Here is a 20070-nt window from a genome sequence, read left to right on the forward strand (position 1 = left end):
CTATCATGCCAAATATATAAAACGTTGATTTTAAAGCATTTCTTATTTATATATGAATTAACTTATATTAAAAATTCATAATTTCTACTTAATATTACAGTATTTTTATACACTAACCACTAAATAACTTATAAATTATCACACAATATATTTTTTTATTTTTAAAATACACATTAATCATCTACACATTTATACAAATTTAGCCTTCTTATTATTAATTCTGATATAATTCTTGATGAATAATTAATAAAAAAAATAAGGAGCTTAAATGCTCCTTATTTTTCATCAAATTACAAAGTTAAAACTAAATAATTTAACCACTAATTCTAACCATTTTATCTATATTAAGTGTTTTCATTATTTCATCATCACTAAGTCCTAGTTCCTCTTTAATTACTTCTCTCACACTCTTATTAAGCTTAAGAGCTTTCTTTGCTATATCTGCTGATTTTTCATATCCTAAAGAAGGAGCTAAAGCTGTAACTATTCCTATACTCTTTTCAACTAAATCCTTACATCTAGTTTCATTTGCTTCAATTCCTTTTACACAATTTTCAGTAAATGTATGAACACCATTTTTTAAAATTCTAATTGATTGAAACACATTCAAAAGTATAATTGGATAAAAAGCATTAAGTTCTAATTGACCTGATTGAGTAGCCAAAGTTACTGTTGTATCATTACCCATAATTTGAAATGATATTTGTTTAAGTAACTCTGGCATTACAGGATTAACTTTTCCAGGCATTATTGATGAACCATTTTGCTTTGCTGGAAGATTAATTTCTGAAAATCCAGTTCTTGGCCCTGATGACATTAATATTAAATCACCAGCAATTTTACTTAAATTAATAGCGCAAACTTTTAAATCTGAAGAAAGTGCTGCTATTGTATCCGCATTCTGTGTACTATCTACTAGGTCTTCTGATTGTCTTATATTTAATCCACTTAATTTATTTAAATTTATACATACTTCTTTTATATAATTTTGATTAGCATTAATTCCTGTTCCTATAGCTGTTCCACCAAGATTAACTACTAAAAGTTCATCAAGCCTCTTTTCTAATCTCTTTATATCTCTATTTACAGCTCTTCCATATGCAGTAAACTCTGAACCTAAACTAATTGGTACTGCATCTTGCATTTCTGTTCTTCCCATTTTTATTACATGTTCAAATTCTTGTCCCTTTATTAAAAGTGCATTTTTAAACTCTTTTAATTCGTCTAAACATTCTTTTAATAATATATGGCAATTTATTAATCCCGTTGTTGGTATAGCATCATTTGTTGACTGTCCCATATTTACATGATCATTTGGATGTACTGGATACTGTAGCCCCTTATCGTAACCTAAATATTCATTTGCTATATTTGCTATAACTTCATTCATATTCATATTAGTTGAAGTTCCAGCTCCACCTTGAATTGGATCTAATATAAATTGATCTAAATATTTTCCTTCTAATAAATCATCACAAGCTTTTACTATAGCATCTTTTAAGTTATCCTTTAATTCCCCTACTTCACAGTTTGTAATAGCACAAGCTTTTTTTACTAAAGCCAAGCTTTTTATGAAAGATTCTTCTAAAGATAGTCCACTAATTCTAAAGTTCTCGTGCCCCCTTAAACTTTGTACCCCATAGTAAACATCTTTTGGCACCTTTTTACTTCCTATTGAATCTTTCTCAATTCTGAATTCCATCACTAAACCCTCCAATATGACTAATAATTATATGTACTTTTTGTACTTAAAATTCTTTATTATCATTTCTATGTTATATAATTTCAGCAACTATCGTGCCAAACTCTGTGTGAAATTCATAATTAAAGCTTTTATCTATATTATTTATATATTCCTTTTATATTTTTAAAATTCTTATACAGTATCCTTAAATTTCCACTTACATATACACACTTCTTTTATACCTGCTACCACACTAAAGTAATTATTTGAAAAAATATACTGTAATAATCACTAAATACTTTTTATTTGTATACTATAAAAATTTTTATTATCTACAAATTTCTGCTTTTATATTAAATAAAAAAAACTTATTGAAGTCATTTAACTAAATAACTTCAATAAGCTCTTATAAATTTATTATTTTTGTGGCATAGCAGCCTTTATTTCTATATCTTTTATTCCAACTATATCTAAAATCTTTTCTGATCTTTCTTTTGTTGAACCTGTTATAACTTCAAAATTAACATTTTCTGCTTCTAAGAAACTTAATATTGCTTTATCTATTGCACTTGCTAAATCTTCATCTTGCCATCTTACACCATCTTGTGTATAACCAAACTCTCTTGGCACAAAGAATATATGATCGTACTTTGGTAAGTCTCTTAAAGCTAGTATATATAAATCTTTTAATATTTCTATTTCTTTTTTTGTTCTCTTTTTATCCCCTAACATAAATCTTCCATATATATACGGAACAAATGTAGCATAATCTGTTATTGCATAATCAAACTCATTTAAACTTTCTTCTAATTGAGCTTGTCCTAAATATATACCATACTGTTCTGATATTGTTTCTATCATACCTTTATCTCTTAAGTAGTCAGTGCTATATTCTGTTGCAACCCCAACATTTAAATCTCTTATTTTTAAATCAACATATAGTTGCTGTATTAATGTTGTCTTTCCACATCTTGGACCACCTAGGATGGCTATTCTTACAGGCATATAATCTCTCTCCTTTAAATAATCACATTTTTATTTAAATTTCATCTAAATTTAACGAAAACATAATTATTATATCAGTTTAACTTATAAGTTTCAATTATTAAATAAATTTAACTTATAAGTTAACCTAAAAAAAATAAATATTTTTATTTTCAAATTATTTATTATGGAAAGAATTATATATTATTTATCTTGTACTTTTTTCTTATCTTTTATTGTAAAAAATACTATAACTAATCCTATAAAACTAAGTACTGCTGATACTGCAAAAGCAACATTCATACCATGAATAGTTGCAAGTTCTTTATTATGTATTCCTGAATTTGCTGTTGCATTACTCATTACTGTTACAAGTACAGCAGTTCCTATTGAACCTGCTACTTGTCTTAATGTATTATTAATAGCAGTACCATGTGCTAATTCTTTATTTTCTAATGAATTTAAGCCTAAAGTTGTAACTGGCATCATAAACATTGCCATACCAAATAAACGTATTGTATATAATATTGTTATATATTCTGGCTTTGTAGTTGATGTTAAAAATGCTAATCCTAATGTACCAATTCCTAAAAGAGTTACACCACTTAGTGCTAACTTTCTTGCTCCATATTTATCAAATATTTTACCTGTTATAGGACTTAAAATTCCCATTGTAATTGCACCTGGCATTAACATAAGCCCTGAATCAAAGGCTGAATACCCTCTTGCCATTTGTATATACATTGGAATTATAAGCTCTGCTGATACAAGACCTGCATAAACAATCATTACCACTATTGTTGAGTATGTAAATACTTTGCTTTTAAATACATTTAAATTAAGCATAGGATATTTACCTTTAAATTGTCTAATAGTAAATATACATAAACATAAAATCCCAGCCAAAATAGGCACAATTGTTCTATAATCTACCCATCCATAGTTTCCAGCATTACTAAATCCTAATAATAACCCACCAAATCCTACTGTTGATGTAATAAGTGATATAAAATCAAGTTTTTCATCTTTTCCACCAGTAACATTTTTAAGCACAAAAAATGCAAATATTAAATCAATAATACAAATTGGTGTTATAAAGTGAAATAAATATCTCCAAGGATAATTATCCACTACAAATCCTGCAAGAGTAGGTCCAATAGCTGGTGCAAATGCTACTATTATACCAACAACCCCCATTGCAACACCCCTTTTATTCTTAGGGAATATTATTAAATATACAGTTTGCATAAGTGGCATAATAATTCCAGCTCCAATTGCTTGTATTATTCTTGCAGCAAGTAACATTTCAAAACTAGTTGAAAATCCTGCAAGAATTGTCCCTATAGTAAAAAGTCCCATAGATCCAAAAAATAATTTTCTTGTTGAAAACTTATCTATTAAAAACGCTGTACATGGAATAACAATTCCTGTTACTAACATAAATGCTGTAGTAAGCCATTGACCTGTTACTGGATCTATTTTTAAATCCCTCATTATAGTTGGGAGTGCTGTTGTTATTAATGTTCCATTTAAAAAAGAAACAAATCCTCCAACTACAAATACAGCTGCTATTAGTATAGGATTAAATTTTTTTTGTAAAATTTTATCTTCCTCAGCCATTTTTTAACCTTCTTTCTTATATATCATCATAGTACTTTTAAACTATAACAATTATTTTTAATTTTTCTTTTAATTTAATTCGAGTAATTATAAGTGTTTTCAATTATTTTTTTATTAATTATAATTGATTTTTTAAAATAGATTATATTTTCAGATTATATTCTTAGAGATTATACTTAAAACTGAGATAGCTATGTATTTTTATTAGAAAATTTTAATAAAATATTTTAATAAAATATTTTTCTATATTTGTACTTAAATACTATTAATAATTCAAACAATTGCTTTAGTTTTTAAATAAATAAAACTACATAGTTTATTTTTAACCATGTAGTTTTATCATACAAATTATATTCTTCTTAATTTATAGAGTCAATTCTATATAGACATAATTAAAACTTAATTCATAAAGTTAATTTATAATTTAATCTAAAACTCTGCTAAGTTTACTTTTTCAATTGCATCTATAGCTTTTTTAAATTGTGGTAAATATTTTTTGTGTGCAATTAACATATCATTCAATATTTTTCTTCCTTTTATATCATCTGAAACTAAAGGATTTGTAACCATTGCAAGAAGCGCAGTATTATAATCTCCTGTATATGCTGCTTCTGCTGCTAATCTTTCAAATGCTTTTATTTGTGATGTTAATCCTTGAGCGGCCATTGGTAAATCTGTTACTGTTTCAACTGGTACTGGACCATCTTTTGTTATATAACAGCTTATTTCTACTGCTGAATTATTATCAAATTGCTTAAGCTTTCCATTATTTTTTGTATTTACAGCAACTATATTATGCTTATTATTATAGATACCATTTATTACATTACATGCTACATCTGAATAGTGTGCTCCACCTCTTTTTGAAAGTTCCTCTGGCTTAACATCTAAGTTTACATCTTTATAAAGTTCAAACAATTTTTCTTCAAGTTTCATTACTACTTCTGCTCTTGTCTTTCCTTCTGCAAATTCTCTTAATTCGTTGTCTAGCATATCTTTTTTCTTATAATAATATCTATGATATGGACAAGTTATTACTCCAAATGCTTTTATAAATGCTGGATCCCATCCTAAAGATACTATATTAGCAACTCCTTGAATTCCTTCTCCATGTATCATCTTATTTATAACTTCATCTGTAATATCTTTGCCATCTAAATAAACTCTTTCTCCATAAACCATATGGTTTAATCCTGCAAAATCAATTGTTACTCTATCTTTTTCTACTCCTAAAAGTTCAGCTATTCCAAATTCCATTCCTATTGGAACATTACAAACACCAATTACTTTCTTATGAACTCCATATCTTAAAAGTGCTTCCGTTACTATTCCTGCTGGATTTGTAAAATTAATAAGCCATGCATTAGGACAAAGTTCACTTATATCTTTTGCTATATCAAGAATAACTGGAACTGTTCTAAGTGCTTTAAAAAGACCACCTGCTCCATTTGTTTCTTGTCCTAAGTAGCCATAACTTAATGGAATTCTTTCATCTTTAGCTCTTGCCTTTAAAAGTCCTACTCTTAATTGAGTTGTAACAAAATCTGCATCTTTTAATGCTTCTCTTCTATCTAGAGTTAAATGTATTTCCATTGGAACTCCAGCTTTTTCAACCATTCTTTTTGCAAGATTTCCTACTATTTCAAGTTTTTCTTTTCCTTCTTCAATATCAACTAGCCAATATTCTGAAACTGGCATTTCATCATATCTTTTTATAATACCTTCAACTAATTCTGGAGTATAACTTGATCCTCCCCCTATAGTAACTATCTTTAATCCTTTTTTACTCATAATAAAACCTCCCAAAGTTTAACCTTAATAAATTTATATTAATTTTTATAATTCTTCCCCATTTGTTTCTATAACATTTTTATACCAATAAAAACTATCTTTCTTGTATCTTTTCAATTCTTTTTCATTATCTTCTTCTCTATCTACATAAACAAATCCATATCTCTTTTGATAACCATTAAGCCAACTTAAAAGATCAGTAAATGACCATGTACAATATCCTATTAATTCAACTCCATCATTTATTGCTTCTTTACATGCTTTTATATGTTTACTTAAATAATCTATTCTGTATTTATCATGGATTTTTCCGCTTTCTAATTTATCGAATTCACCAAGTCCATTTTCTGTTATAAGTATAGGTAAATCATATCTACTTGTTATTCTTCTCATTCCAATTCTTAATCCTTCTGGATCTATAGTCCAATCCCAGTTTGTTGCTTCAAGATTTGGATTTTTTACAGTTTTATATGCACCAGGTACTCCAGTAGATTTTGCTGTTCCCTTTTTACCTGTTGTATTAAACTCTCCATTTTCTGTAACTCCATTCAATGGATTCATTTCAACTGTTGTTGTTTGATAATAATTAACTCCTATAAAGTCAGGCTTACCTTCTTTTAAAAGTCCAATATCACCCTCCTCTATAATTGGTTCTACTCCAAGTCTTTCGAAATGTCTAAATGCTATCTTTTGATATTCTCCCTTGCAATAAACATCAAGCCACCAATTAACATTCATTTCTTCTGCATTTTCCATAGCAAGAACATCTTCAGGTTTACTTGTATAAGCATAATTAGGTGATAATGCAAAGCTTGGACCTATTTTTCCATTTGGAACATACTTTCTAAATGACTTTATTGCCTTTGCATTTGCAAGATTTGCTATATGATTTGCTTGAAGCATTCTTTTTAAATTACTTACCTTTGGTGGATGAAGAGCTAATTTATATCCAAGTCCTATAAATATATTTTGTTCATTTAGTGTAACCCAATACTTAACTCTATCTCCGAATCTTTTATACAAAGTAATGCAATAATTATTAAAATCATCAATTATTTCTCTTGATTCCCACCCTTTATATAAAGCTTGTAATTCTTGAGGTAAATCCCAATGATATATTGTAACTATAGGTTCTATGTTATGTTTTATTAATTCATTTATTAAATTATCATAAAACTCTAATCCTTTTTCATTTACTTCTCCTTTGCCTTTTGGAAAAATTCTACTCCATGCTATTGAAAATCTATAAGCTTTAAGTCCCATTTCTGACATAAGCTTAACATCTTCTTTATATCTATTGTAATGATCAACTGCTACATTTCCATTTGTATTTTTAAATGTATTACCAGGAATTTTAACATATTCATCCCATATTGAAGGTCCTTTACCATCCTTATCATGTGCTCCTTCAACTTGATATGCTGCTGATGCTGACCCCCATAAAAAATCATCTTTAAATCCATCTAACTTCTCATAAATCATATTATTCTCTCCTTGAGCAATACTTTTTTTAATTAACTTATTTTTATACTTTTTTCTCTCTTGCCCTAATTATATTTACTTTAAAATATTTGGTAAATAGATTTAACATAATAAAAAACAGCTACCACCTTTAAGTAATTTGTTATATAAAAAAAACATCTTGTTATAAGATGTTTTTTAACTTTATATTCATATTAAATAGATGAAAATATTATGTTAACCATAAAATTTATTTTTAATAATAACTAAACACTATAATGTATTCATCCTTTTTCCCAAATCTTCCACTATATAAAGTACTGGTATTTGTGTTGTTGCTTCGTTTGTTCCACGCTTCTCTTGTGGTACATAATAAGCAAGTTTTATATCTGCTAAGTTAGCCATAGTACAATTTTTACTATTTGTTATTGATATAATTTTTCCACCTGCACTTTTCATTCTATTTGTATGTGTTATTGATGCATTTGATTCACCTGATACTGAAAAAGCAAGTGTTACGCTACCTTCCACATAAACACTTTCTGTTGGATAATATGGGTCTGTTATTGGTAATGAAAATTTTCCAAGACCTGCAAAATATCTTGAGGCATAGTTTGCCATGGCACCTGAACTACCAAATCCTATGCAAAATATATACTTAGCCTCTTTAAGTGCTATTGCCGCCTTTTCTAAATCTTTTTTGAAATTATCCCCATCTGCCCTATTTAAAAATTCAACTATAATACTTTTATCATTTTTCATATCAAAATTTTCTTCATTTTCCAAATACATTTTTAATTTAATTTTAAATTCTGAAAAACCGTCACAACCAAGCTTTTTGCAAAATCTTAGAACTGTAGTTGTTGATACATGTGCTTCATCTGCAAGTTCTCTTATTCTCATATATACTACTGTATTTTTATTTTTCATCACATAATCATAAACACTAAATTCCAAATCATTAAAACTTTTAATAGCTTCTAAATCAAACATATTCTCATCCCCACTTTATCTCAAATCTATCCAATATTTCAAATAAACTTTTTCTATAATATACTCTCTTTAATAATAAAACTTTTAAATTATATTATTAATACTACTATAATAAAACTATAAAACTAATATACTTAAATATTATTAGTCTTTTAATGCTATTCTTCGTATTTTTATCTATATATTTAAATCCACAATATTTTAAAATCATAATCTTATTTTAACCTAAACTTTTCCATAAACTTAGCCTTAATCCTTCTTTAATTAATACTTTATCACATAAAATATAACTATTACTAGAATTTAATATATTCAGTTTAATTTTCATATTAAAAATTTTTATAAAATTTTGAAAATCATACCTATAAATAACCTTAATATATTTTTTCTTTATGGAGAAACTAACTAAGAGGAGGGATTAATTATGAAAAAAAATAATTCAAACAACATTGAAAACAAAACTAAAAGTTATGATTATTTGCCCAAAGAAAGAGATTACTATTATGAAAGTAATGAAAAGATATCAAGTGAAGCTCCAAATGGTGATGTTACTATGATTCCAAATCCAGCAACAGACCCTATAGTAACAAATAACATAGCTTGGATGGAATTTGATTACACAGATAGTATGGCAGACAGATTAAATGAATATGAAGAGATTGAACATATAAATAAAAACCTTACAAAACATAAAAAATAATAAATATAAACTAAAATAACCAAAAGATTTTGCGTCAAAAAAGAGATATTCAATTATTTGAATATCTCTTTTTTATGTATGTCTATTATTATGTTTTTAATTAATATTATCTTGTTTCTAAGAATGCTACTAAGTTATTTACTGTAGCCATATCTGATCTTTCTAAATCAGTTGGTTGTAACTTAATTCCAAGCTTTTCTTCAATTTGTAATAATACTTCTATTATTGCAAGTGAATCTAAAAGACCAGCTTCAAATAAATCTAATTCTAAATCATCTCTTATTTCATCACAACCTGTTACTTCTTCAAAAATCTCTATTACTTTTTCTTGCATGTTTAAATTCCCCTTTGCTTTTAAATTTCTTTTTATAAAATTTTATTTTACTAGGTCTACTAACCTTTAAAACTTCCTTTTTAACATATAACCTTATTTTAATACTAAATTATATATTTCTCTATTAATTTTATATTAAGTTTATATAAAAATTAATTAATTTTTATTTTACTATTGCAAAATAACCTGAGAATATTAATAAACCAAATCCTGCTATATGCCATGTAATGAATATTTGTAAATATTGAAACCACTTTTCTTTTTTATGAGCTTTATAAAATTTTGATTTCTTTTGATATATATCTGTAAGAACTAAAACTAATCCTTCATATATACCGTAAACTATATAATACCAAGTTAATCCATGCCAAAATCCCATTGTTATCATTGTTATCATTTGTGCAACATGAGATGCTGTAGCTCTTTTTTTAAATCTTTTTTTTCTCATAGAACTTATTACAAATCTTGAGAATATATAATCTCCAAACCATCTTGAAAGAGATATATGCCATCTTGTCCAGAATTCTTTCATATCTTTACTAATAAATGGTTTGTTAAAGTTATCTGGTGCTTTTATACCAAATATATAACTTGTACCTATAGCAAATAAACTATATCCTGCAAAGTCAAAAAATAGGTATAAAGTATAAGCTATCATATATTGATATGCATGCCCAAATGCTAAATGATTTGTTGGTATTTTTGTAAACCACATTGTATTTATTAAAAATGCTATTACAAATTTATATAAAACACCAAAAAATATTTTTGTTATACCAGGTACTAAATAATCATTTATATACTCTGATTTTGAAATTTCTTTATCTAAATCTTTTTCAAATCTTCTTGATCTATCTATTGGTCCTGAACTTAATGTTGGGAAGAATAAAACAAAGTATAAAAATGTAGATAATTTAACTTCTTTTATTGCCCCGTCATATATTTCAACAACCATTTGTATAACCCTAAAGTTTAAGTATGATATACCTATAAACCCTATTATTGTTATTTTTGCGTTTGGAACTATTAAATCAAAATGTGGTGAAATCTTATTAAGTATTACAGGTAACATTGAGGCAAATAAGAAAATTCTATATACTATAGCACTTTCTGTTTTTTTCCTAACAAATAAATACCCATATACTATTATTAGTTCCCATATTATAAATGCACATAAAAATTCAAACTGCACATTTAATCCAACTATAATAAATATCATAAATATAGTTACAATCATTCCATATATTTTTATCTTTTTACCACATAAACCTAAAACTATAGCAGGAATGGCAGTTAACAATAATATGTATAGATATAAATAATCTCCATATTGTGAAAAAGTCATTACATTGCCTCCATAAGTTTCTTTCTATCTATTTTTCCATTTGTATTTATTGGGAATTCCTCAACTATTTTTATACTTCTTGGAACCATATATGATTGTATTAATTTTTCCAATTCCTTTTTAATCATCATTCCATTTTTTAAATTGCTTAAGTTATTCTTTTCTTTTAATTCAACAACACCTTGAAGATATGCAATTTTTTCATCTTTATATACAGGTAATACTACTGCATTTCTTACATTAGGAACCTTACAAAGATTGTTTTCAATATCCTCTATTTCTATTCTGAATCCATTAAGCTTTATTTGGAAATCTTTTCTACCACAATAATATATTTTACCATCTATTCTATATCCTATATCTCCAGCTCTATAAGCTCTTTGCTTTTCGCCATTAACATCTTCATAGTAGAAAACTTCTTTTGTTTTTTCTTCATTCTTGAAATAACCTTTTGATACTGATTTTCCAATCATTATTATTTCGCCTTTTTCTCCATCAGCTACTTCTTTTCCATCCTTATCAATGATTCTAATCTCTATTCCATCCATAGCATATCCTATTGGAATACTTTTATCATCATTTATTATTTCATCAGTAACATCTATAGCTGTTACTGCAACAGTTGCTTCTGTAGGACCATATCCATTCATTAATCTAAGATTCGGAAATCTCTCTAAAACTTCTTTTGATAAATTCTTTGATAAAACTTCACCAAGAACTATCATTGAATTAAGCTTTGGCATCATCTTACTATTAAAGCTATCTTCATTTAAACAGATTCCGACAAATGATGGTGTTGATACCCAAAGATTTATATTTGATTCTGCAAATTGTTTAAATAACTCTTTATAATTTCCCATAGTCTTCTTTGATAGTGAAAATAATGTTGCACCATTTATAAGTCCTCCATATAAAGCTATAACTGATACATCAAATGAATATGAAACCTGGTTCATAATTACCATTCCACTATTATCTATTTTTAAATAATCAATAATCCACTTAGTAAAATTATCTAAGTTATTACTACTTATTTGTACTCCCTTTGGTTTTCCAGTACTTCCTGAAGTAAATAGCATATATGCATTTTCATCTTCTTTTACCCATGCTTTTTCATCAATAACCTCATCTCTATAATCTTCCAAGATTCTATTTATATCTTCTTTATCTAATACTGTAACCTTTGAACCAAATTCTTCTTTTGGTGATTCAGTAAAGTTAAATACTATCTTAGGCTCTACTTCTTCTGCTACTGTTAAAACTCTTTCTACAGGAAATGTTACATCTAGTGGTATATAAGCTCTTCCTGATTTTAATGCTCCTATCATACAAGGAACTATTAAATTATCTTTATTACCATATATTATAATTGGTGTGTCATCATTATGTATTTCCCTTAAATAAGCTCCTATACTTTCTGAAAATCTATCTAAATCTTTATATGATAATTCTTCACCATCACATTTTAAAGCTATTCTATCTGTATTCGCATATTTTTTAATCCCTTTGATTATCTCCATATTAATATCCTCCTTAGATTAAAACTCATTATAAATAAATGGTATTTGTTTAAATGGTGTAAATGTTACTATTAATATAGCTGCTATTATAATTAATGTAATTATTATACTAATTATTAAATACTTGCTCTTCATTGTATTGTTCGTAGAGTTTTTTGCTGACATCTAACCATCCTCTCGTTCCTAAATGCATAACATCTCTTAAATAATAATCTTCTTTTTCTTTATCTCTTAAATCCATAACTTTAAATCCATCTTTTTTAGCTAAGTTGCCAATAACATCATAGAATTCAAATCTTTCCTTTTGAGATACACCTGCATAGTCATAATACCAAGGATAACATGGCATTAATACTACAGTTAAATCTACACCCATTTCTTTACATACACTTAAGAAATATTTATAATCATCCATTTCTTTAGATTTTAATAAGTTGACATTTGCATATTTATTCTTTAATTTACTTAAATGTGGTTTTAAAGTTTTATAATAATAATCTTTATCTAGCTTCTGTGGAGCATTTCCAACTCTTTTCTTAGCATCCTTAATAGCTAGAGCTTCTTCTGATTTCCAATTGAAAGGCTTTCCTAATTCTTCATCTTTTTCTGTTTTATTTTTAAGTGTTTTTAACTTTTTATATAAAAGCCCTTTTTCTTTTAAAGTAACTTCTTTTTCTCTTAATTTAAAATAAGGATATAATAATACTTTTTCAACTTTACCTATAAATGAATTATCATCATATAAAATTGAATAAAGTCTTTCACTTTTATATTCATCATTACCCTTTAAAAGTCTTGCTGTCTTTTTTGTTAATTCAATTTTATTTTCCTTAGAAATCTTAGGATTATTTAAAAAAGTATAAAATTGAACTGGTGAAAATCTTCCTTGGAAGTCTTGAGGTGCAACTCCCTTTGGATGAACAAACCATTGTAAAGATTCAAGCAATACTACCTTTTTACCTTTTATATTTGGATCTGTACTTCCTAATGTAATTGCATCTTGTAATTCTTGAGTAAAAGGTCTACCTATTGTAAAAACCTTATTTTTACTTCTATTAGTATTAAAATAACGTGTTGGATGCTGTCTTGTTGCATGTCTTAAATCTGAAGCACCAAGCATCATTATTGCATCTTGATTCAAGAATTCATTATTTATAATTACACCTTTTCCTTTTATATCTGTTGCATATTCTCCCATAAGAGGTACTAAATTTTTTTCTTGCATTAATTTATTATTTGCATTATCTAAAAGCTTGTCTAATCCAAAAGCAAATAATACCCCTATTATTAATGGTATTATAAAATATAATAATTTTTTCATACCTTGCTCCTCTCTTAAAGTTACATAAAGTCTCTGAAATAAATAAATTCCATTTGAAATATTATTACTATTTTTAATAATATTCAATTACATTAATTTAATTGTTTTTAACAAATTGTAAACAGTACCTTAAGTACTTCTTAAGGTACATTTATACAATAATAAAAATCCACCTTACAATGCCATTTTACAGCGTTCTTATATGTGTTTAAGTTATGCTATTTTACCAAATAATTAACTAACTATTCATTTTTAATATAGCACTTTATTTACAATTTTTTCAATTAAAATACTTTTATCTACTTTCCCTAATAATTATAAAATGTATAAATTTTATATACAATTACAAAACAAAGTCAAAATTATTACAATAATTAATAATGTAATTCACAAATTAAGGGCAATCTGAACTTTATTTCAAATTCAAATTGCCCTTAAGAGGTACGTTGTGTGATTAAATTTTATTTTTAATAAGCTATAATAGCTTCTTACCTACACAGCTTCTATGTTTCTACTAGCAACTACGTCTACACCTGTTCCTAGTACATCCTTAATAACTATATCTCCCATTTTCACTGGAGCCTTTATTGTTGTTTCATTTATAACCTTCATACATTCAAAATTTAAAGGTTTTGGAATTGCTCCATTTGTTTTTACTGGTATTACTGGAAGTTCTCCACCTTCTACCTTTACTGTTGAAGTTACAACTCTAACTGGATTTGTAACTTCATTTAATCCATATATTTCACCACGTTTACAAGTATTACCTGTAACTGTTTTTTTATCTGTATCTACTTTTAAATGACATCCCATTGGACAACTTATGCAAATTAATTCCCTAATCATCGATTTTCACCGTCCTATAATTTACTCTATTTTATTAATTCTCTTTAAACAATTAAATTTCCGTATCTTTCTGTACTTATTTATAAAGGTTGTTTTTCACTACTAATTTGGTTGTTTTTCATTGTACTTAAATTTTTAACATGTAACTTTTTTATTTTTAGGTTGTGATTTTTTATGAAAACTTTATCTAGAAGGAGATTTAAAAGCTCCCTCTAAATATACTTTTATACTATTCTAATGATATTGTAATATCACCTTTTACTCCTTCAAGAAGCTTCTTTGGTAATATTATTTTTTCCATTTCTGATGGAGCTAGATGTTTTCTCTTAAAGCTTGCTATTTCTCTATCTCCTTCTCTTACAACTAATGCTTTATCATGGTATATGTTATTTACTCTCATAAATACAGTCATACTTCCATCTATAGCGTCAGCATTAAATCTTTGAGGTACTGTATAATTTACATTTTGACCATTTATTATATTTATTGTTTCGCCTTTATTTAACTGATCTTTAATATATTTTGCAGCTGATTTACCTGCATGTTTTGATTCTTGAGTAACAAAATCAACTAAGTCATGAACGTGAACTACGTTACCACAAGCAAAGATTCCATCTATTGATGTTTCCATACTTTCTGATACTATAAGTCCATTTGTTCTCATATCTTTTGTAATACCTGCTTTTGTAGATAATTCATTTTCAGGAATTAATCCAACTGATAAAAGTAAAGTATCTACATCAAATTCTTTTTCTGTTCCTTTGATTGGTCTTCTATTTTTATCAACTTCAGCTATTATTACTTTTTCTAATCTTTCTTTACCAACAATATCAACAACAGTATGTGATAAGTATAGTGGTATATCATAGTCTTCTAAACATTGTACTATATTTCTGTTTAATCCATTTGAATATGGCATAAGTTCTACAACACCATAAACCTTAGCTCCTTCAAGAGTCATTCTTCTTGCCATTATAAGTCCAATATCACCTGATCCTAATATTAAAACTTTCTTTCCTGGCATATATCCTTCCATATTGATATATCTTTGAGCTGCTCCTGCAGTAAATACTCCAGATGGTCTATCTCCAGGTATATTTATAGCACCTCTAGTTCTCTCTCTACATCCCATTGCAAGAATTATAGCTTTTGCACTTAGTACTATATAACCTTCTTCTTCGTTTATAGCATGAACATTTTTATTTTCATCTATATCAAGAACCATTGTACCAAGCTTAACTTCAACATTTGTATCTTCTAGCATGTTTATAAATTTTTGTGCATATTCAGGGCCAGTTAATTCTTCTTTAAATGTATGAAGTCCAAAACCATTGTGTATACATTGATTTAATATTCCTCCAAGTTCTTTGTCTCTTTCTATAATTAAAATCTTCTTTACTCCATCATTGTATGCTTCATAAGCTGCTGCAAGTCCTGCAGGGCCTCCTCCAACTACTATTAAATCGTACATAACTACCCCTCCTATTTTGTTTTTCCTACTAATATATATGAACCATCTTTTTCTAGATTAATATCTTCTAATGCAATACCTAATTCTCTAGCTATAATTTCTTGAACTCTTGGTCCACAGAAACCACCTTGACATCTTCCCATTCCTGGTCTACATCTTCTCTTAACGCCATCTAATGTCATATTTTTATCAAAACATCTGTGTATAGCATCAACTATTTCACCTTCTGTTATGCTTTCACATCTACAAACTATTTTTCCGTATCTTGGATCTTTCTTAATTATTTCTGCTTTTTCTTCTGGTGATAATTCCATGAATCTTATTTCTTTTCTAACACCATTGAAATTTTTATTTTCTTCTAATTCTAATCCACAACCTTCTAATATTTTAACAACATCTTCAGCAATTGCTGGCGCTGATGAAAGTCCTGGTGATTTTATTCCGGCAACATCTATAAAGTTTTTCACATCTTCTGCTTCTTCCACTATAAAGTCTCCTCTATCTGGTGTTGCTCTAAGTCCTGCAAAGTTTCTAATTGATTCTCTAAAATTAACCTTTTTAGTTGTTCTCATTGATGTTTCTCTTATATAATCTAGTCTATCACCTTTTGTTTTTGTATCTTCTTTATCATCTAAATCTTCTGCATCTGGTCCAACTAATAGGTTTCCATGAACTGTTGGTGTTACTAATATTCCTTTACCAAGTTTTGATGGACATTGGAATATTGTATGGCTTACTATATTGCCTTGAGTTTTATCCATTACAAAGTATTCACCTTTTCTTGGAATTATTTTAAAGCTTTCTTTGCAGATTAAATTATGTATATCGTCTGCATGAATTCCTGCTGCATTAATTACATATTTAGCTTCGATTGTTTGTCCATTTTTTGTTGTTATTTTAAATATATCATTTTCTTTCTTTATGTCTGTTACTTCAGCTTTTAATATTAAGTCTCCTCCATTTGATACACCATTTTCCATAAGTGCTATTGTATATTCAAATGGTCCAACAATACCACCTGTTGGTGCATATAAAGCTCCAACAACTTCTTCACTTAAGTTTGGCTCTCTTTCTAGAAGCTCTTCTTTGTTTAAGATTTGTAGTCCTTTAACTCCAATTTTATTTCCATTTTCATATAATGCTTTTATAGTTTCCATATCTTCGTCTGAGAAACCAATTATTAATGAACCATTTCTTTTAAAAGGTACATCTAATTCCTTACAAAGATCTTCAAACATTTCATTTCCTTTTACATTATACTTTGCCATTAATGTCCCAACTTTTGGGTCATAACCTGCGTGAACAATTGCTGAATTCGCTTTTGATGTTCCCATTGATACGTCATTTTCTTTTTCTAATACTGCTACCTTTAAATTGTATTTTGTAAGTTCTCTGAATATTGAAGCTCCTATAACTCCTGCTCCTATAATTGCAACATCATACATAAATAAAACCTCCTAGAATGTGCTTTATAATTTTTTAAAAGCAAAAAAAGTCAAGCAAAAACTAAGGATTATTAATCCCTAATTTATGTGCTTGACTCTAATTCTCTTAACACTCATATTATATTATGGTTATATAATAGCATAGATTTTTGCTATTGTCAAACGTTTTCATTGATAATTTTCAAATAAAAACTACCTTTTATTTCTATTCTTTTTCCCATCCACTAACTCTTTTTACAGCTTTCTTCCATCCTAAATATAATTTCTCTATTTGTTCTTTTTCTGATTTTGGTTTAAAGTTTTCACTTGCATACCATGACTTAGCTATTTCTTCTTTATCTTTCCAAAATCCAACTGCAAGTCCTGCTAAATAAGCTGCTCCAAGTGCTGTTGTTTCTGTAATTATTGGTCTTGTTACTTCTGTTTCTAATATATCAGCTTGGAATTGCATTAAGAAATCATTTTTACTAGCTCCTCCATCAACCTTAAGAACATCTATTTTTATTCCTGCATCTTCTTCCATAGCATTTAATACATCTTTTGATTGATATGCTATTGATTCTAATGCCGCTCTTATTATGTGATTTCTATTTGATCCTCTTGTTAATCCAAATATAGCTCCTCTTGCATACATATCCCAATGAGGTGCTCCAAGTCCAACAAAGGCTGGAACTACATACACTCCTCCATTATCTTTGACCTTTTTTGCAAAATATTCTGTATCTTGAGCATCACTTACAAGCATTAACTCATCTCTTATCCATTGAATAACAGCTCCACCAACAAATACAGAACCTTCTAATGCATATTGAACTTTTCCATTTAATCCAATTGCTATTGTTGTTAAAAGTCCATTTTTACTTTCAACTTTTTCTTCTCCTGTATTCATAAGTAAAAAACATCCTGTTCCATAAGTATTTTTTGCTGATCCTTTTGTAAAACAAGCTTGTCCAAATAATGCTGCTTGTTGGTCTCCAGCAATTCCTGATATAGGAACTCTAACTCCACCTTTACCACCAAGGTTTGTGTATCCATATATTTCTGAACTATTTTTAACTTCTGGTAAAATTGATTTTGGAATATTTAATTCCTTTAATATTTTTTCATCCCATTGTAATGTATTTATATTAAATAACATTGTTCTTGATGCATTTGTATAATCTGTTATATGTGCTTTTCCATTAGTTAACTTCCATACAAGCCATGTATCTACAGTACCAAAAAGTAAATCTCCTTTTTCGGCCTTCTCTCTAGCACCTTCAACATTATCTAAAATCCATTTGATTTTTGTTCCTGAAAAATATGCATCAAGTATAAGTCCAGTTGATTCTTTTATATAATCTTTCATACCTATTTGTTCTAAACTATCGCAAATAGAAGCTGTTCTTCTACATTGCCAAACGATTGCATTATATATAGGCTCACCAGTGTTTTTATCCCATATTATAGTTGTTTCTCTTTGATTAGTAATTCCTATAGCTGCAACATCTTCTTGAGTTATATTAGTTTTTGCCATAACTTCTTGAAGCACACCATATTGTGTCGCCCAAATTTCCATTGGATTATGCTCAACCCATCCTTCTCTTGGATATATCTGAGTTATTTCCTTTTGACTTATTCCTAATATATTTTGCTCATTGTCAAAAACTATTGCTCTTGAACTTGTTGTTCCTTGATCTAAAGCTATAATATACTTTTCCTTCATCTCTACACCTCTTTTATAGTCTATATGTTTTGCTTTTTATATAATATATAGTATTTAAAAATTATAAATATATTTCTTTATTAACTATTAAATACTATATTTACATATCCCATATTTCTCTCTTAGTTGTTGAAACTGATGCTGCTCCTGAACTTAACGCCATCATTACTTCTTCTTTTTTTTCTACAAGTCCACCACAAATTACTGGTTTTTCAGAACCCTTTGTAACTTGATGAATAACCTTTGGTATAAGACCTGGCAATATTTCTACCGCATCAATATCTGCTAATAAATGATTTTTAACATTTTTAAGTGATATAGTATCAAATACAAAACTTCTTTGTATTGCTATAAAACCATTTTCTTTAGCAAATCTTATTGTTTGAGGTTTTGTACTAATAATTCCCTTGAATTTAGTTTCTTTCTTTAAAAATTTAATTGCCGCTTCCCTTTGATTTAATCCATCAATTAAATCAATGTGTACAATTCCAATTTTATTATTAGCTTCTATTATGTCACTTATTTCTTTTATATTGAGAACGTCACCAAAAAGAACAAATATAATTTCTATATTTGAATTTATAGCCACCTTTAAGTCCTCAAAATCTTTTACTGCTGCTATTACTGGATTATCTGCTAAAATTTCCTTAAAATTCATACTCTCGCCCCTATCACATTTGTAAATGTTTTCTACGTTTTTTATTATGTCATCTATTAAAATATATGTCAATTATGATAATTAATTAACATTTTTCTATTATTTTATTTAATTTATTTATAAACGGCTAAAAATCAATGGATTTTATTAATTTTAAAAATAAATAATTCAAATATATTTTTAAAATAAATT

General features: G+C 27.5%; 16 protein-coding genes. 1 reads left to right on the forward strand and 15 read right to left on the reverse strand.

Annotated elements, in window-relative coordinates:
• Positions 1-313 precede the first annotated feature (313 nt).
• From O212_RS0113225 to O212_RS0113250, 6 genes are all read right to left on the reverse strand, one after another.
• Positions 314-1702, reverse strand: a complete 1389-nt coding sequence (locus O212_RS0113225) for an aspartate ammonia-lyase (RefSeq protein ID WP_024615575.1) — start codon at positions 1700-1702, stop codon at positions 314-316.
• A gap of 399 nt (positions 1703-2101) precedes the next feature.
• On the reverse strand, positions 2102-2689 hold the full coding sequence (locus tag O212_RS0113230; protein WP_024615576.1) for an ATP-binding protein: 588 nt from the start codon (positions 2687-2689) through the stop codon (positions 2102-2104).
• Between the two features lie 183 nt (positions 2690-2872).
• A complete protein-coding gene (locus tag O212_RS0113235) occupies positions 2873-4288 on the reverse strand; it encodes an MDR family MFS transporter (protein ID WP_024615577.1) in 1416 nt (471 codons plus the stop codon).
• A 429-nt stretch (positions 4289-4717) separates the two neighbouring features.
• The gene (locus O212_RS0113240) at positions 4718-6079 is read right to left on the reverse strand and encodes a 6-phospho-beta-glucosidase (protein WP_024615578.1); all 1362 of its coding nucleotides are present in this window, start codon (positions 6077-6079) and stop codon (positions 4718-4720) included.
• Between the two features lie 45 nt (positions 6080-6124).
• Entirely contained in the window at positions 6125-7561 is a 1437-nt protein-coding gene (locus O212_RS0113245) for a glycoside hydrolase family 1 protein (protein ID WP_024615579.1), read from the reverse strand.
• A 252-nt stretch (positions 7562-7813) separates the two neighbouring features.
• Positions 7814-8533, reverse strand: a complete 720-nt coding sequence (locus tag O212_RS0113250) for a MurR/RpiR family transcriptional regulator (RefSeq protein WP_024615580.1) — start codon at positions 8531-8533, stop codon at positions 7814-7816.
• Between the two features lie 424 nt (positions 8534-8957).
• On the opposite strand from O212_RS0113250, the gene O212_RS0113255 reads away from it, so the two are divergent.
• Positions 8958-9233 carry a hypothetical protein gene (locus O212_RS0113255; RefSeq protein ID WP_024615581.1) on the forward strand — a complete coding sequence of 92 codons (276 nt, stop codon included), beginning with the start codon at positions 8958-8960 and terminating at the stop codon, positions 9231-9233.
• Between the two features lie 106 nt (positions 9234-9339).
• On the opposite strand, the gene dltC is transcribed toward O212_RS0113255, so the two are convergent.
• From dltC to O212_RS0113300, 9 genes are all read right to left on the reverse strand, one after another.
• Entirely contained in the window at positions 9340-9567 is a 228-nt protein-coding gene (dltC, locus tag O212_RS0113260) for a D-alanine--poly(phosphoribitol) ligase subunit DltC (RefSeq protein WP_024615582.1), read from the reverse strand.
• Positions 9568-9730: 163 nt separating this feature from the next.
• Complete coding sequence (gene dltB / locus O212_RS0113265) at positions 9731-10912, reverse strand: D-alanyl-lipoteichoic acid biosynthesis protein DltB (protein ID WP_024615583.1); 1182 nt, start codon at positions 10910-10912, stop codon at positions 9731-9733.
• Entirely contained in the window at positions 10912-12432 is a 1521-nt protein-coding gene (dltA, locus tag O212_RS0113270; protein WP_024615584.1) for a D-alanine--poly(phosphoribitol) ligase subunit DltA, read from the reverse strand. The genes dltB and dltA overlap by 1 nt, the downstream gene beginning before the upstream one ends.
• Positions 12433-12541: 109 nt before the next feature.
• On the reverse strand, positions 12542-13753 hold the full coding sequence (gene dltD, locus O212_RS0113275) for a D-alanyl-lipoteichoic acid biosynthesis protein DltD (protein ID WP_024615585.1): 1212 nt from the start codon (positions 13751-13753) through the stop codon (positions 12542-12544).
• 492 nt (positions 13754-14245) lie between these two features.
• On the reverse strand, positions 14246-14599 hold the full coding sequence (locus O212_RS0113280; RefSeq protein WP_024615586.1) for a DUF1667 domain-containing protein: 354 nt from the start codon (positions 14597-14599) through the stop codon (positions 14246-14248).
• Between the two features lie 229 nt (positions 14600-14828).
• Complete coding sequence (locus O212_RS0113285; RefSeq protein ID WP_024615587.1) at positions 14829-16070, reverse strand: FAD/NAD(P)-binding oxidoreductase; 1242 nt, start codon at positions 16068-16070, stop codon at positions 14829-14831.
• An 11-nt stretch (positions 16071-16081) separates the two neighbouring features.
• Positions 16082-17515 carry an NAD(P)/FAD-dependent oxidoreductase gene (locus tag O212_RS0113290; RefSeq protein WP_024615588.1) on the reverse strand — a complete coding sequence of 478 codons (1434 nt, stop codon included), beginning with the start codon at positions 17513-17515 and terminating at the stop codon, positions 16082-16084.
• A 205-nt stretch (positions 17516-17720) separates the two neighbouring features.
• On the reverse strand, positions 17721-19220 hold the full coding sequence (gene glpK / locus O212_RS0113295; RefSeq protein ID WP_024615589.1) for a glycerol kinase GlpK: 1500 nt from the start codon (positions 19218-19220) through the stop codon (positions 17721-17723).
• A 100-nt stretch (positions 19221-19320) separates the two neighbouring features.
• Positions 19321-19878 (reverse strand): glycerol-3-phosphate responsive antiterminator, encoded by a 558-nt coding sequence (locus O212_RS0113300; protein WP_024615590.1) that lies wholly within the window; start codon positions 19876-19878, stop codon positions 19321-19323.
• Between the last annotated feature and the right edge of the window lie 192 nt (positions 19879-20070).

It is taken from the genome of Clostridium sp. Ade.TY, from assembly GCF_000498355.1.
Taxonomy (GTDB): Bacteria; Bacillota; Clostridia; order Clostridiales; family Clostridiaceae; genus Clostridium.

Excerpts from the sequence above, each read along its gene's own strand:
- O212_RS0113225 (WP_024615575.1), bottom strand. The coding sequence starts at position 1,702 with ATGGAATTCAGAATTGAGAAAGATTCAATAGGAAGTAAAAAGGTGCCA.
- O212_RS0113230 (WP_024615576.1), bottom strand. The coding sequence starts at position 2,689 with ATGCCTGTAAGAATAGCCATCCTAGGTGGTCCAAGATGTGGAAAGACA.
- O212_RS0113235 (WP_024615577.1), bottom strand. The coding sequence starts at position 4,288 with ATGGCTGAGGAAGATAAAATTTTACAAAAAAAATTTAATCCTATACTA.
- O212_RS0113240 (WP_024615578.1), bottom strand. The coding sequence starts at position 6,079 with ATGAGTAAAAAAGGATTAAAGATAGTTACTATAGGGGGAGGATCAAGT.
- O212_RS0113245 (WP_024615579.1), bottom strand. The coding sequence starts at position 7,561 with ATGATTTATGAGAAGTTAGATGGATTTAAAGATGATTTTTTATGGGGG.
- O212_RS0113250 (WP_024615580.1), bottom strand. The coding sequence starts at position 8,533 with ATGTTTGATTTAGAAGCTATTAAAAGTTTTAATGATTTGGAATTTAGT.
- O212_RS0113255 (WP_024615581.1), top strand. The coding sequence starts at position 8,958 with ATGAAAAAAAATAATTCAAACAACATTGAAAACAAAACTAAAAGTTAT.
- dltC (WP_024615582.1), bottom strand. The coding sequence starts at position 9,567 with ATGCAAGAAAAAGTAATAGAGATTTTTGAAGAAGTAACAGGTTGTGAT.
- dltB (WP_024615583.1), bottom strand. The coding sequence starts at position 10,912 with ATGACTTTTTCACAATATGGAGATTATTTATATCTATACATATTATTG.
- dltA (WP_024615584.1), bottom strand. The coding sequence starts at position 12,432 with ATGGAGATAATCAAAGGGATTAAAAAATATGCGAATACAGATAGAATA.
- dltD (WP_024615585.1), bottom strand. The coding sequence starts at position 13,753 with ATGAAAAAATTATTATATTTTATAATACCATTAATAATAGGGGTATTA.
- O212_RS0113280 (WP_024615586.1), bottom strand. The coding sequence starts at position 14,599 with ATGATTAGGGAATTAATTTGCATAAGTTGTCCAATGGGATGTCATTTA.
- O212_RS0113285 (WP_024615587.1), bottom strand. The coding sequence starts at position 16,070 with ATGTACGATTTAATAGTAGTTGGAGGAGGCCCTGCAGGACTTGCAGCA.
- O212_RS0113290 (WP_024615588.1), bottom strand. The coding sequence starts at position 17,515 with ATGTATGATGTTGCAATTATAGGAGCAGGAGTTATAGGAGCTTCAATA.
- glpK (WP_024615589.1), bottom strand. The coding sequence starts at position 19,220 with ATGAAGGAAAAGTATATTATAGCTTTAGATCAAGGAACAACAAGTTCA.
- O212_RS0113300 (WP_024615590.1), bottom strand. The coding sequence starts at position 19,878 with ATGAATTTTAAGGAAATTTTAGCAGATAATCCAGTAATAGCAGCAGTA.